Annotated in this window: 12 protein-coding genes and 1 riboswitch; of the genes, 11 read left to right on the forward strand and 1 reads right to left on the reverse strand. The window is 65.2% G+C overall.

The window, feature by feature from the left end; all coding sequences use genetic code 11:
* Positions 1–54: 54 nt before the first annotated feature.
* The 9 genes from AC07VS_RS00230 (at position 55) to AC07VS_RS00270 (ending at position 10081) form a co-directional block, all read left to right on the forward strand.
* Complete coding sequence (locus tag AC07VS_RS00230) at positions 55–1344, forward strand: amino acid deaminase (RefSeq protein WP_494749924.1); 1290 nt, start codon at positions 55–57, stop codon at positions 1342–1344.
* Between the two features lie 143 nt (positions 1345–1487).
* Complete coding sequence (locus AC07VS_RS00235; protein ID WP_492347394.1) at positions 1488–2840, forward strand: GntT/GntP/DsdX family permease; 1353 nt, start codon at positions 1488–1490, stop codon at positions 2838–2840.
* Positions 2840–4336 (forward strand): N-acyl-D-amino-acid deacylase family protein, encoded by a 1497-nt coding sequence (locus AC07VS_RS00240; RefSeq protein ID WP_494749925.1) that lies wholly within the window; start codon positions 2840–2842, stop codon positions 4334–4336. The genes AC07VS_RS00235 and AC07VS_RS00240 overlap by 1 nt, the downstream gene beginning before the upstream one ends.
* A gap of 81 nt (positions 4337–4417) precedes the next feature.
* The gene (locus tag AC07VS_RS00245; RefSeq protein WP_492347447.1) at positions 4418–4801 is read left to right on the forward strand and encodes a RidA family protein; all 384 of its coding nucleotides are present in this window, start codon (positions 4418–4420) and stop codon (positions 4799–4801) included.
* A 16-nt stretch (positions 4802–4817) separates the two neighbouring features.
* A complete protein-coding gene (locus tag AC07VS_RS00250) occupies positions 4818–5765 on the forward strand; it encodes a sugar kinase (protein ID WP_494749926.1) in 948 nt (315 codons plus the stop codon).
* A 352-nt stretch (positions 5766–6117) separates the two neighbouring features.
* Positions 6118–6196: riboswitch (S-adenosyl-L-homocysteine riboswitch) on the forward strand.
* A gap of 64 nt (positions 6197–6260) precedes the next feature.
* Positions 6261–7694, forward strand: coding sequence for an adenosylhomocysteinase (gene ahcY / locus AC07VS_RS00255; protein WP_492347391.1), 1434 nt, complete (start codon positions 6261–6263; stop codon positions 7692–7694).
* A gap of 167 nt (positions 7695–7861) precedes the next feature.
* Entirely contained in the window at positions 7862–8650 is a 789-nt protein-coding gene (locus AC07VS_RS00260) for a TlyA family RNA methyltransferase (RefSeq protein WP_492347390.1), read from the forward strand.
* Positions 8647–9534 carry a methylenetetrahydrofolate reductase [NAD(P)H] gene (gene metF, locus AC07VS_RS00265; protein WP_492347389.1) on the forward strand — a complete coding sequence of 296 codons (888 nt, stop codon included), beginning with the start codon at positions 8647–8649 and terminating at the stop codon, positions 9532–9534. Before AC07VS_RS00260 ends, metF begins: the two co-directional genes overlap by 4 nt.
* A 4-nt stretch (positions 9535–9538) precedes the next feature.
* Entirely contained in the window at positions 9539–10081 is a 543-nt protein-coding gene (locus AC07VS_RS00270; protein ID WP_494749927.1) for a septal ring lytic transglycosylase RlpA family protein, read from the forward strand.
* A gap of 31 nt (positions 10082–10112) precedes the next feature.
* On the opposite strand, the gene AC07VS_RS00275 is transcribed toward AC07VS_RS00270, so the two are convergent.
* Positions 10113–11039 (reverse strand): 23S rRNA (adenine(2030)-N(6))-methyltransferase RlmJ, encoded by a 927-nt coding sequence (locus AC07VS_RS00275; protein WP_492347387.1) that lies wholly within the window; start codon positions 11037–11039, stop codon positions 10113–10115.
* 241 nt (positions 11040–11280) lie between these two features.
* Between AC07VS_RS00275 and AC07VS_RS00280 the strand changes: the two genes are divergently transcribed.
* Both AC07VS_RS00280 and AC07VS_RS00285 read left to right on the forward strand, forming a co-directional pair.
* The gene (locus AC07VS_RS00280; protein WP_494656559.1) at positions 11281–13011 is read left to right on the forward strand and encodes a serine/threonine protein kinase; all 1731 of its coding nucleotides are present in this window, start codon (positions 11281–11283) and stop codon (positions 13009–13011) included.
* A 345-nt stretch (positions 13012–13356) separates the two neighbouring features.
* Positions 13357–14385 carry a porin gene (locus AC07VS_RS00285; protein WP_492347385.1) on the forward strand — a complete coding sequence of 343 codons (1029 nt, stop codon included), beginning with the start codon at positions 13357–13359 and terminating at the stop codon, positions 14383–14385.
* The last annotated feature ends 39 nt before the right edge of the window (positions 14386–14424 follow it).

A 14424-nucleotide genomic window follows, 5' to 3' on the forward strand; every position in this document is an offset into this window, starting at 1 on the left:
CAAACGCGAAACAGTCGCCATCGCCAAGAATCTCGGTCCAGACCAGGATCGATGATGAACACTGCAGCTCCTCTTTCAGCCTCTTTTACCCAGGCCCCCCTGAACTTCGATACCAAGGGTTTGGGCGCGGCGCCCGCCGGGTGTACGCCGGCCCAGCTCAAGGACTTGCAATGGCGAATTCTTGATGATGAGGTCAGCCTGCCGGTGGCCGTGCTTCGCGAGAGTTGTATCGAGCACAACCTGCGCTGGATGCAGTCCTTCATGGCCCGCTATGGCGTGCAGTTGGCGCCCCATGGCAAGACCACCATGAGCCCGGCGCTGTTCCATCGACAGCTTGAGCATGGCGCCTGGGGCATCACGCTGGCGACGGCCTCGCAGGTCAACGCCGCGTACCGCCACGGTGTGCGCCGCATCCTGATGGCCAATCAACTGGTGGGGCGCGGCAACATGGCGCTGATTGCCCGCATCCAGGCCCAGGACCCTGATTTCAGTTTCTGCTGCATTGTCGATTCGGCGGCCAACATTGACGCGCTGGGGCATTTCTTCACCGAAGTGGGGCAGCGCCTGCGGGTGCTGATCGAGTACGGCGTGCCTGGGGGGCGCACCGGGGTGCGCGACGCGGCCCAGGAGGCCGAGTGTCTGGCCGCCCTGGCGCGCTGGCCCCGCGCGCTGGCCCTGGTCGGGGTGGAGGTCTATGAGGGGGTGTTGCAGCAGTCTGACGCGATCCGGGGCTTTTTGCAGCACGTGCTGGAGCGGACCCGGGCGCTGGCGGCCGAGCAGCGGTTTGCCGAGGACACGGTGCTGCTTTCGGGGGCCGGTTCTGCCTGGTTTGACGTGGTGGCCGAGGTGTTTTCGCGCCAGGACCTGGGCTGTACGCTGGACGTGGTGCTGCGCCCGGGCTGTTACCTGACGCACGACGTCGGTATTTACCGCCAGGCCGAGCGGCGCATCCGGGCCGACAACCCGGTCGCCCGCGAGATGGGTCAAAGCCTGTTGCCAGCCTTGCAGTTGTGCGCCCACGTGCAGTCCCTGCCGGAGCCCGGGCGCGCCATCATCGCGCTGGGCAAGCGCGATGCGGCGTTTGATGCCGGCCTGCCCACCGTGAGCCTGCAGGCCCGCCCAGGCGGGTTTGCCGGTGTGCGGCCAGCCCCTGAGGATTGGGTGCTGACGGCGATGATGGATCAGCACGCCTTCATGAGCGTGCCGGAGGGGGCTGACCTGCGGGTGGGCGACATCCTGATCTTCGACATCTCCCACCCCTGTCTGACTTTCGACAAATGGCGTCAGCTGTTGCTGGTCGACGAGCACTACCAGGTGCTGAGCGCTGTCGAGACCCTGTTCTGACGCTGAGGCCCTGACCCGCCGACGGCCCGTCGGACCGCCCCGTGAGACCTGCTTGCCAGGCCGCTCTGGATCGGTGCGTCGGCGCCGTCCTGCGGATGGCACCCATTGAACCGTTTGCTACAAGAAACAACCAAGGAGACCCCGTGCCCGCTGTCGCTAACCCCTCTTTGCTGCTTTACGCGCTCATCGCCATCGTGGCGTTGGTGCTGCTGATTGCACGCTACCGCATCAACCCCTTCATCGTGCTGACCCTGGTGTCCCTGGGCCTGGCGCTGGTGGCTGGCATGCCGGCCAAGGACATCATGGGCGCCTACGAGACTGGCGTCGGCAAGACCCTTGGGCACATTGCCCTGGTGGTGGCTCTTGGCACCATGCTGGGCAAGATGATGGCCGAGTCCGGTGGTGCCGACCGCATTGCGCTGACCTTGATCGATCGCTTTGGCGAGCGCAACGCGCACTGGGCCATGGTCTGCATTGCGTTCGTCTGCGGTCTGCCCTTGTTCTTCGAGGTGGGCTTTGTGCTGCTGATCCCGATCGCCTTCACCGTGGCCCGGCGCACGGGGGTGTCGATGCTGATGGTGGGGCTGCCCATGGTGGCAGGCCTGTCGGTGGTGCACGGCCTGGTGCCACCGCACCCGGCCGCCATGATGGCGGTGGGCGCCTATGGCGCCGAGGTGGGCAAGACGGTGGCGTACGCGATTCTGGTCGGTGTGCCCACGGCCATCATTGCCGGCCCGCTGTTCGCCAAATTTGTGGCGCCACGCATCGTGCTGCCCGCCCACAATCCGATGGCCGACCAGTTCACGGACCGCGACACCGGCACCCGATCTCTGCCGGGCTTCGGCATCACCATGTTCACCGTGCTGTTGCCCGTGGCGCTGATGCTGCTGGGCGGTTGGGCCCCTGTGCTGGCGCCTGCTGGCAGTGCCTTGAACGGTTTTCTGCTGTTCGTCGGCAATTCGGTGATCGCGCTGTTGATCGCCACCGTGGTCAGTTTCTGGACACTGGGCCTGGCGCGTGGCTTTTCACGCGAAGACGTTCTCAAGTTCTCGCAGGAGTGCCTGGCACCCACCGCGGGCATCACCTTGCTGGTGGGCGCAGGGGGCGGCCTTAACCGCATTCTGGTGGATTCGGGTGTGACCACGCAGATCGTGGCGCTGTCGGCCGCCTTCCAGCTTTCGCCTCTGTTGCTGGGCTGGCTGCTGGCTGCGCTGATGCGGGTGGCGACTGGTTCGGCCACCGTGGCCATGACCACCTCGGCGGGCATCGTGGCGCCGATCGCCCTGGCCACGCAGTATCCCCACCCTGAATTGCTGGTGCTGGCCACCGGCGCAGGCTCGCTGATCCTGTCGCACGTCAATGACGGCGGCTTCTGGCTGATCAAAGAGTACTTCAACATGAGCGTGGTGCAGACGCTGAAAACCTGGACCGTGCTCGAGACCTTGATCTCGGTGGTGGCGTTTGGCCTGGTGTGGGCCCTGGCCGGGGTGTTGTGATGGACACGCTCGACACGCTGATTCGCCACGCCACGGTGTACGACGGTACTGGCCAGGCTGGCTGCCTGGCCGATGTGGGGGTAGACGCCGTCGGGCGGCTGCGCCTGTTTCAGGGTGACGCGCCCCGGCCGGCGGCCCGGGTCGAGGTCGATGCCCATGGATTGGCACTGGCGCCCGGCTTCATCGATGTGCACACGCATGACGACACCGTGGTGATCCGCCAGCCCGAGATGCTGCCCAAGATCAGCCAGGGCGTGACCACGGTGGTGGTGGGCAATTGCGGCATCAGCGCATCGCCAGTGCGCTTGCGCGGCGGCGCACCCGACCCCATGAACCTGCTGGGGCCGGATTCGGCGTTCAAGTACCCGCGTTTTGCCGATTACCGCCAGGCCATCGAGGCGGCGCAGCCGGCGGTCAACGTGGCCGCCTTGGTGGGGCACACGGCCTTGCGCAGCAACCACCTCGATGACCTGGACCGGGCCGCTCACCCGGCTGAAATCGAGGCCATGCGGCTGGAGCTGGCCGATAGCCTGGCGGCGGGTGCTCTGGGCTTGAGCACCGGTCTGGCCTATGCCTCGGCCTTTGCGGCCAGCACCGATGAGCTCAAACGCCTGGTGGCCGAGGTAGCGGCCCACGGGGCCCTCTACACCACCCATTTGCGCAGCGAGTTCGAGCCCATTCTGGAGGCCCTCGATGAGGCCTTTGACGTGGCCCGCCACGGGCCCAGCCCCCTGATCGTGTCGCACCTCAAGTGCGCGGGTGCTCGCAACTGGGGGCGCAGCACCGAAGTGCTGGCCGCCATGGAAGGTGCCGCCCGCATGCAGCCCGTGGGGTGCGACTGCTATCCCTACGCTGCCAGTTCCTCCACGCTTGACCTCAAACAGGTCACCGACGAATTCGACATCTTCATCACCTGGTCCACCCCCCACCCCGACATGGCCGGCCAGACCCTGGCGGCGATCGCGCGGAAATGGCAGACCAGCCTGCTGGAGGCGGCGCGCCTGCTGCAGCCTGCGGGCGCGGTCTACCACGGCATGAACGAGGGCGATGTGCGCCGCATCCTGTCCCATCCCATGTCCATGGTGGGCTCGGATGGCTTGCCTGAAGACCCCCATCCGCATCCGCGCTTGTGGGGCGCCTTTCCGCGGGTCCTGGGCCACTATGCCCGCGAGGAGGGCCTGTTTGCTCTGCCTGAAGCCCTTCGAAAAATGACCGGTCTGTCGGCGGCCCGCTATGGCCTGGCGCAGCGGGGCCGCCTGGTGGACGGGTACTGGGCGGATCTGGTGTTGTTCGACCCCCGCACGGTGCGTGACACCGCGACCTTTGACAACCCCCAGCAGCGTGCTGCGGGCATTGAGGCGGTGTGGGTCAACGGTGTGCTGTCGTACCGCCAGGGGCAGGCCACCGGGGCCCGTGCCGGGCGCTTCCTGCCTCGCGCGCCCGACCTGCCCGCCCGCTTTGCGGCCGCGCCGCAGCGACTTGAGGCGCAGGCCTGAGCCGCCGCTAGGCACCCCAGCAGCCCGCGCGTCACCGCGCGGCATTGAATTCAAGAAAGAAGGAGTTTTCTCATGTCCGATATCCAGCGTTATGGCGTGGCCGATGGCACAGGTGGCCAAAAGATGCCGTTTGCACGCGCGGCGCAGGCCGATGGTTGGCTGTTTGTTTCGGGGCAGACCCCGATGCGCGACGGCGAGGTGATCGACGGCGGCATCGTGGCCCAGTCGCACCAGGCCATCCGCAATGTGCTGGCCGTGCTGGCCGAGGCGGGCTACGGCCCTGAGCATGTGGTGCGCTGTGGCGTCTGGCTGGACGATCCGCGCGACTTCGCCTCGTTCAACCGGGTGTTCATGAGCTATTTCGGCGAGCATCCGCCGGCGCGGGCCTGCGTGGTGTCCCCCATGGTCATCGACTGCCGGGTGGAAGTGGACTGCGTGGCCTACCGGCGGCCCACGGCGGCCTGAGCAGGGGTCTGGCGCCATGAGTTCTCATTTTCCGGCGGCTGCGAGCGCCGGGCCCGTCCACATCGTGTCGCTGGGCGAATGCATGATCGAGATCGGAGGGCAGCCCCTGATGCGTCGCTACGGGGGGGACACCCTGAACACGGCGATCTACATGGCGCGGCTGTTGCAGGGCTGGCCTGCCGAGGTGCACTATGCCACCGCGCTGGGCGACGACCCGCTGAGTGACGGGCTGCTGAGCCAGTGGCAGGAAGAGGGCCTGTACACCGAGCGGGTGGCCCGCCTGCCCGGGCGCATGCCCGGCCTGTACCTGATCGAGACCGATGCCCTTGGCGAGCGCCGGTTTTTCTATTGGCGCAACGACAGCGCCGCCCGCCACTATTTCAGTGGCGGGCTTGATTTTGCGACGCTGCTGAACCCGGGCCAGATCGATGTGCTGTACCTGTCGGGCATCACGCTGGCCCTGTTTCCACCGGAGCGGCGCGAAGTCTTGTTCGAAGCCCTGGCTGCCTTCCGGCGCGCCGGCGGTCTGATCTGGTTCGACAACAACTTCCGGCCTGCGCTATGGCGCGCGGATCAGGCGCGTGAGGCCCATGAGCGCGTGCTGGCCCTGGCCGATGTGGCCTTGCTGACGCTGGACGACGAATCCCTGCTGTATGGGCCCCACCAGGCCCAGCAGACGGTGCAACGCAGCCTGGCGCTGGGCTGCCGGGAGGTGGTGGTCAAGCAGGGGGCCCGCCCCTGCGTGATCGCCACCGATGCGGGCCAATGGCATGTGCCGACCCAGCCGGTGGCACGGGTGGTTGACACCAGTGCAGCGGGTGATTCTTTCGCCGCCGGCTATCTGGCGGGGCGCTTGCGAGGGGCCTCGATCCCGGAGGCCGCTGCGCTGGCGCACCGGGTTTCGGGCGCCGTGATCGGCTGGCCCGGGGCCATCATCCCGCGTGAGGCCACGCCGGCGCCCTAGGCTGGGCGAGGTGCAGATCGCCTACTGAGAGCCTGTTCACGATCTCCCACGGGTCGCGCAGCGGTCTTTTCGGGATGGGATGCAAGGCGCGGTGCGCCGTCGATAGCTCGGCTATCGACAAGCGCCGCAACGCCGCAGACCGCCCGAAAAGGCCACTGCCCGAAGGGTTGAAGCGAAATCGGGCGATTGGGCGCCCCAACTGCTTGCATGGGCACGAGCCCATGCGGCGCACCCGGGCCACCCACTCATCCCGATTGCGCTCCAACGCGGCCCATGCGAGATCGTGAACAGGCTCTTAGAGGTCGATCAGAGGGCATTGGGTGACAAACGGCGTTTTGCAACTAAAATACCGTCATCCGAGGAGCGTTGCAGCGCCCCCAGCACAGCGGGGCGTGAGGCTCGGACCATCTACGCAACGACGCTCATCCACTTCCCGTGCGATGAGTTTTTTTCGCCCCGGCAAGTGGTTTTTTCAAACACGTTTTGGAGCAAACCATGAATGCACGCAACACCCCCGCCCTGAACGCCGATTGCGCGATCACCGACATCGGCCTGGCCGATTGGGGCCGCAAGGAAATCAAGATCGCCGAGACCGAAATGCCCGGCTTGATGGCCATTCGCGAGGAGTTCAAGGCCCAGCAGCCGCTCAAGGGTGCCCGCATCACCGGCTCGCTGCACATGACGATCCAGACCGCGGTGCTGATCGAAACCCTGCAGGCCCTGGGGGCCACCGTGCGCTGGGCATCGTGCAACATCTTCTCGACCCAAGACCACGCTGCTGCGGCGATTGCTGCCTCGGGCACGCCGGTGTTCGCCGTCAAGGGTGAGAGCCTGACTGACTACTGGGATTACACCCACCGCATCTTCGATTTCGGCCCGGCCGGCACCGAAGGCGAAGGTCCCAACATGATTCTGGATGACGGCGGTGATGCCACGCTGCTGATGCACCTGGGCAAGCGCGCCGAGAATGACCTGTCGCTGCTGGCCAACCCGACCAGCGAAGAGGAAACCTGCCTGTTCGCCGCCATCAAGGCCAAGCTGGCCCAAGACCCGACCTGGTACAGCCGCAAGAGCGCCCACATCATCGGCGTGACCGAAGAAACCACCACCGGCGTGCACCGCCTGAAGGAAATGTCGGCCAAGGGCAGCCTGATGTTCCGTGCCATCAACGTGAACGATTCGGTGACCAAGAGCAAGTTCGACAACCTGTACGGCTGCCGCGAGTCGCTGGTGGACGGCATCAAGCGCGCCACCGACGTGATGATCGCGGGCAAGGTGGCCTGCGTGGCCGGCTACGGCGATGTGGGCAAGGGCAGTGCGCAGGCCCTGCGTGCCCTGTCGGCCCAGGTGTGGGTCACTGAAATCGACCCCATCAATGCGTTGCAGGCCGCGATGGAAGGCTACAAGGTCGTGACCATGGACTATGCCGCCGACAAGTGCGACATCTTCGTCACCTGCACCGGCAACAAGCACGTCATCACCCACGACCACATGGCCAAGATGAAGGATCAGGCCATCGTCTGCAACATCGGTCACTTCGACAACGAGATCGACATCGCCTCGGTCGAGAAGTACCAATGGGAAGAGATCAAGCCGCAGGTCGATCACATCATCTTCCCGGACGGCAAGAAGATCATCATGCTGGCCAAGGGTCGCCTCGTGAACCTGGGCTGCGCCACCGGCCACCCCAGCTTCGTGATGAGCTCCAGCTTTGCCAACCAGACCATCGCCCAGATCGAACTCTTCACGCACAGCGATTTCTACGAAAGCGGCAAGGTCTATGTGCTGCCCAAGCACCTCGACGAAAAGGTGGCTCGCCTGCACCTGAAGAAGGTCGGTGCCATGCTGTCCGAGCTGACCGACGAGCAGGCCGCGTACATCGGTGTGCCCAAGCAAGGCCCTTACAAGCCTGATACCTACCGCTATTGATGGGGTTCTGATCGGTCTCCGATCCGTCTGTGACCGGTTTCTGACCGGTCTTTGTCCGAAGCATGTCGCCAGACCCCGGCTCTTGCCTGGGCGGCGGCATCGCCTTGGTCGGGCCCGGCGGGGCGGGCAGGTTCTTGGGCCCAAGGTGTTTCATTTTTAAGGATTTCATGCGAGCTGATCAGTTGTTGGTGGAGCGCGGCCTGGCTGTGTCCCGGTCGCAGGCCTCGCGCCTCATCGCGGCAGGCGTTCAATGGCGCCCCAGCGAGGCCTCGCCTTGGGTGGCGGTGCTGAAGAACGGCCAGGAGTTGCCCGACAGTGCGCTGATCGAACTGGTCGATGCCGCCGAGGCGCGTTACGTGTCACGCGGCGGTCTGAAGCTGGAAGGGGCCCTGCAAGCCACGGGCCTGTCGGTGGCGGACAAGCTGTGCCTGGACGTGGGACAGTCCACCGGTGGCTTCACCGATTGCCTGCTCCAGGCCGGCGCTGCCCATGTGGTGGGCGTGGATGTGGGGCAGGGCCAGTTGTATGAACGCCTGCGTTTCGACGAGCGCGTCACCTGCATCGAGCAGGTCAACGCACGCCACTTGACCACGCTGGAGCTGATGGAGCATTGCGAGGGGCTGGAGAGCCCGCGCGGCCCGTTTGATGGCCAGTTCGATTTCATCACGGGCGACTTGTCTTTCATCTCGCTGACCCTGGTGTTGCCGGCGCTGATGCCCATGTTGGGCGTGGGCGGCGACTTGCTCATGCTGGTCAAGCCGCAGTTCGAGCTGCAACCCGGCCAGGTCGGCAAAGGCGGTATCGTGCGCGAGCCGGCCTTGTTCGGCGTGGTCGAGAAGCGGTTGCGTGATGCCTGCCAGGAACTGGGGCTGCAGGTGCTGGCCTGGTTCGACAGCCCGATCAGCGGCGGCGATGGCAACCGCGAATTCTTCATTCACTCAAGGAGGGCGGCATGAGCGCGTCCATATCCCGCGCAGCAGGCTCGGCTCTGCTGCCCGTCAGTTTCGAGTTCTTCCCACCCAAGACGCCCGAGGGGGCCGCCAAGCTGCGCAACGTGCGCCAGGCGCTCTACAGTCGGCGTCCCGAGTTCTGCTCGGTCACCTACGGCGCGGGTGGTTCCACACAAGAGGGTACCTTTGCCACGGTGCGCGAGATCTTGTCTGAAGGCTGCAGCGCCGCCTCGCACTTCTCGTGCATCGGTGCCACGCGCGCGTCGGTACGCGAGCAGCTCGGCACCCTGAAGGCCATGGGCGTGAAGCGCCTGGTGGCGCTGCGGGGGGATCTGCCCAGTGGCTATGGCGCCGGTGGCGAGTTTCAATACGCCAGCGACCTGGTGGCCTTCATCCGCGCTGAGACCGGGCACGACTTCCACATCGAAGTGGCCGCCTACCCTGAGGTACACCCCCAGGCCCGCTCGCCTGAGGCCGACCTGCAGGCCTATGCCGCCAAGGTGCGCGCCGGTGCCGATTCGGCCATCACCCAATACTTCTACAGCCCCGATGCCTACTTTCGCTTTGTCGAAGACAGCCGCAAGCTGGGCCTGCAAGTGCCGGTGGTGCCGGGCATCATGCCCATCACCAGTTCGACTCAGCTGATGCGCTTTTCGGACGCCTGCGGCGCCGAGATTCCGCGTTGGATCCGGCTGCGCCTGCAAGGTTTTGGCGACGATGTGGAGTCAATCAAGGCCTTTGGCCTGGACGTCGTCACCCGACTGTGCGAGCAACTGCGGCAGGGGGGCGCGCCGGCGCTGCACTTCTACACCATGAACCAGAGTGTCAGTACCCTGGCCTTGCTGGATCGCCTGGGCCTGAAGGCAGATGTGGCCCCTGCGGCACCCTGAACCCATGGCGGTGCCTTGTTGGCTGCGGGTGCTGTGGCTGGTGGTGGCGCTGGTCGCTCACCCCTGGCCTGCCTGGGCCGCCCAACCCGGCTTTGCCGGTGTTGAGTTGCCGCTGGCCAGCCGCCTCGATCAATTGGGCGGTGAAATGGGCCGTGGGGCTGAGAAGGCCGCTGAGGACGAGGAGGAGCCACCCGGTGATCCCTTGAGCACCTTGATGGCGCCTGACGAGGTGTACTTCGAGCGCGGTGGCGCATCGTGGTATGGCATCGAGTTGCACCGCCGCCGCACGGCCAGTGGCGAGCGCTTCAACATGAACGCCATGACCGCGGCGCACCGCACCTTGCCCTTCGGCACCCGGGTGTGTGTGCGCAACCTCAACAACGGCAAGGAGGTGCTGGTGCGCATCAATGATCGGGGGCCCCATACCATGGGACGCATCATCGACGTGAGCCGCGCCGCCGCCGTGGCCCTCGACTTGATGGGCGTGGGCATCAAGGAAGTGGCTTTGTCGCTGCCAGTGGTGACCGGCCTGCCCTGCGGCAACTGAGGCCTTGCAGGCCCCGGTGGAGCGCGGGGTGTCAGCCCCCGCTGTCCAGCGTGAAGCCCGCGCCGCGGTCTTGTCCCATCAGCTCCACCATCTGCGGCAGGGCCTCTTTGAGAATGGCCTTGAGCGTGAACGGCGGGTTGATCAGGAACATGCCGCTGGCCGGCAGTCCGGTGCCGGCCTTGCCGGATTTCACGGTCAGTGTGGCGTGAAGCCAGGCTTTGCCAGCTTTGTTGGCCATGGTCTTCAGGCGCTTGGGCAGATCGTGAGCCTCGGGGCGCGGGATGATCGGGTACCAGACCGCATAGGTGCCGGTGGCAAAACGCTTCAGGCAATCGGCCATCAGATCCTGCACCCGCAGGTAGTCGGTCTTGATCTCGTAGCTGGGATCGCACAGCAGCAGGGCGCGCCGTGCCGGCGGCGGCAGGAACTTCTTCACGCCCTCAAATCCGTCTTCGCGCAGCACTGCCACCTGGCGGCCGGCTTCCAACTGGGCGATGTTGCCGTCCAGCGAGCGGGCATCCGTGGGGTGCAGCTCAAACACCTTCAGGCGGTCATGGCTGCGCAACAGGCGCTGGATGATGAAGGGCGAGCCCGGGTACACCTTGAGCGAGTTGCCGCTGTTGAAGGAGCGGATCTGGTCCAGATAGCTTTGCAGTGCCGGCGTGAGGGGTTTGGCGGCGGCATCCGCTGCCGGCTTGGCTGGGGGCTGCTTCACAGCCAGGGCTGTGTTTTGGGCCGAGAAGGGGCCGTCGACAAGGCAGCGGATGCCGGTATCGGCTTCTCCGCTGGTGCTGGCGTAATCACCGTCCAGTCTGTAAAGGCCCGCGCCCCCATGGGTGTCGATCACCGTCAGGGCCGCGTCTTTCTCGGTCATGTATTGGAGCGCGGACACCAGCACGGTGTGCTTGAGCACATCGGCGTGGTTGCCCGCATGGAAGGCGTGGCGGTAACTGAACATGGCGCCAATGGTAACGGCCCCGACCCGGCACAGGGGCTTGATCCGCGCCTTCGCACCGGGTATCCGAAAAATCCAAGCGCAAAATTTCGACGGTCGGCGCGAAATTTGACCGTTTTAGCCGTTCGTCGGTCAAATTAAGGACAATTGGCGGTGCGAGCATGTTCGTGAATGCCGCAGACCACGCAGGGAGCATGCCGCCCTCTTGTGCGCGGTGTGCGCCTCGCCCAGCCCCTTCCCTGCCATGTCCTCTCCCGTCCTGCCCGAACGCGCCGCTCAGGCACCCAGCCATGCCGACGCCCTGCCGGTGGGGACGCGGCTGGCCGAGTTCGACATCGAGGGGTTGTTGGGCGTCGGTGGTTTTGGGCTGGTCTACAAGGCTTTTGACCGCTCTTTGCAGCGCTCGGTGGCCATCAAGGAGTACCTGCCGGGTGCCCTGGTCGGGCGGGGGCCGGGCCTGTCGGTGGCGCTGCGTTCGCCTCATGAGGCCGCGGCTTTCCAACGCGGGCTGCAGGGTTTTTTGAACGAGGCGCGTTTGCTGGCCTCGTTCGACCACCCGTCGCTGGTCAAGGTGTTCCGCTTCTGGGAGACCCACGGCACGGCCTACATGGTGATGCCGCTGTACCAGGGCATGACCCTGCAGCAGGCGCGCACCCAGATGCGGGGGCCGCCGCCCGAAGCCTGGTTGCGCAAGGTGATCGGAGGGCTGCTGGGGGCTTTGCAGTGCTTGCATGAGCACCAGACCCTGCACCGTGATGTGTCGCCCGACAACATCTTCCTGCAGGACATCGGCCCGCCTGTGCTGCTTGATCTGGGGGCTGCGCGTCGCGCCCTGGCCGGTCGGGGGCATCAGCACACGGCCATCCTCAAGGTGCATTACGCCCCGATCGAGCAGTATGCAGACACCGAAGACATGCAACCCGGGCCCTGGTCCGACCTGTATTCTCTGGCGGCCGTGGTGTATGACTGCCTGTGTGGCCAGGCGCCAACGCCGGCCACCTTCCGCATCATCAAGGACCGCATGCAGCCCTTCCACGAAGTGGCCCGCGTGTTGACCACCGAATTCGGTCTGCGCTATTCGGCCCCTTTTCTGGACGGCTTGGGGCAGGCGCTCGAAATCAGACCCGAGCGGCGACCTGCCAGCACCCGAGTCCTGGCGGAGTGCATGCAACTGAGGCCTGATGACGAGAACCTGAGCCGTTTTGACTGGCGCGCCGAACTCGGCGACCTTTGGCTGCCTGCGGCCCAGGCCCATGGCGTGTCGGCGCGAACCGAGCCCGATGCGGCCACCCAGCCGTGGCCCGAGCGGGGGGCGGAAATCGAGGCGACGGTGGACCTGACGAGCGCCTCGCCAGGTCTTCGCCGCGCCGCTGTGCCCGAGCAAGGAGCCGTCGTCGGCGCACCCGTGTGGTCTGATGCGACGGTGGATTTGTCGCTGGCGTCAGAGCCCAAGGCCGATGCTCGGCCAACAGGTGTTCGGTCGGCGCGCCTGGTTTGGGCGCTGATGGTCGTGGCCTTGATGCTGGTCGGTGGGGCCGGCTGGCGCTGGTGGCAAAACCCGGCCCGAGCGACGGAATCCATCTTCACTGAGACTGCACCGAAGCAGACAGCTCCAGCGGTGTTACCCGCGCCAGAGGCCGTGCCGCCTCCGGTGCCGGCGCCTGCCGCCGCGCCGGTGCCACAGGCACCAGCTCGAGCGACTCCGGCCCCCTCCATTCCGCAAGCCGTGGCACGTCATCGGCGTCCCGACCCCATCCCGCGACCGGCGGCCAGTGCCGCCGCGCCTCCTCCGGCCGACGTTGCAGGTGATAAAAATCACCAAAATGGTGCGGCGTTGTGTGCTGACGTGGGTATTTTGCTGCGCACGCTGTGCATGCACCGCGAATGTGCCAAGCCACAGAACACCGAGACCCAGGCCTGCGTGGACTATCGCCGCGGCATGCAAGAGCGTGCGCGGCGCCCTGACACGCTGTAGCGCCGCCTGCCGGCGGTCGTTCGGGACCTGAAGCGGGCCCGAACTTGGATACAGTTCCTAGCTGAAAGCCGTTCAAGTGGGTGTAACGGTTTTCATATGGTCACTATCTGACCTTCAGGATGGCCCGCCAATTGCTTGTCACTAAATTGAAACGGTCTGTTTCATTCGTGTGCTGACAACGGAGTGTCAACAGACCTCATCCCTGGGATTGCGATCGTCAGGTGGCCCAGGCAGGCCACCGAGCGGGGGAGCATGGAGCCGCTGCGGTCGCTCGGGGATGCCCGGCTTGCACCGGGTCTGTTTGATTTTCATGGCGTGCTGTTTTTTAAACCTCTGGAGAAAAACTTGAAAAAATCTCTTCTGTCGATGTTGGCGCTGGCGGCTGTGGCCGGTGGCGCGCAGGCGCAAAGCTCGGTTCAGGTCATGGGCCTGATGGACGGCTTTGCAGGTTCCATCCGCATGGCTGGTGATTCTGCTGCCACCAAGCAGGTGGGCAGTGGTGGCATGACCACCTCGTGGGTCGGTTTCAAGGGCACCGAAGACCTGGGCGGTGGCCTCAAGGCCAATTTTGCGCTGACCTCTTTCATGCGCATCAACTCGGGCACCCCGGGCCGTTTCTCGGGCGACAACTTCTTCTCGCGTGACGCCAACCTGGGCCTGTCGGGCGATTTCGGTGCCGTCACCATTGGTCGCGGTCTGGCGCCCAACTTCCTGCCCACCGTCATCTTCAACCCCTTCGGTGATTCCTTCACCTTCTCGCCGCTGGTGTTGCACGCCAACGTGGGCTTGTTCAATGGCACGGGCTGGACGGCCACCACGCCGTCGGACACGGGTTGGTCCAACGAAATCATCTACAGCACACCCAAGTTCGGTGGTCTGTCGGGCAATGTGCACTACCAGTTCAGCAACCTGGCTGACACGGGTGGCAACTCGGGCAAGAAGAACGTCGGCGCCAACGCCCTGTACTTCAACGGCCCTCTGGCTCTGACCGCCTTCTACGAACGTGATCAGCTGACCAATCCCACCGTCACCACCTTCTCTCCGCTCAACACCAAGACCGATTGGATGCTGGGTGGCTCGTATGACTTCTCGGTGGCCAAGGCCTTTCTGACCTATGGCCAGGCCAACAATGACCTGACCCCCAAGGCCAAGACGACCTCCATCGGCGCTTCCGCTCCGGTGGGTGCCGGCAAGTTCCTGGCGGCCTATGCGCAGACCAAGATCGACGGTGGCGCATCGCGCAAGACCGCCAGCTTTGGCTACGACTACTTCCTGTCCAAGCGCACTGACGTCTATGCGGTGTACATGAACGACAAGATCACCGCCAAGTCGACTGGCAACAGCTTCGGCGTCGGTATCCGTCATTCTTTCTGATGGTTTGAGCGAGCGAGTTTCTTCCAAATTCAACGCAGC

This window comes from Curvibacter sp. GW821-FHT01G03 (assembly GCF_059422285.1).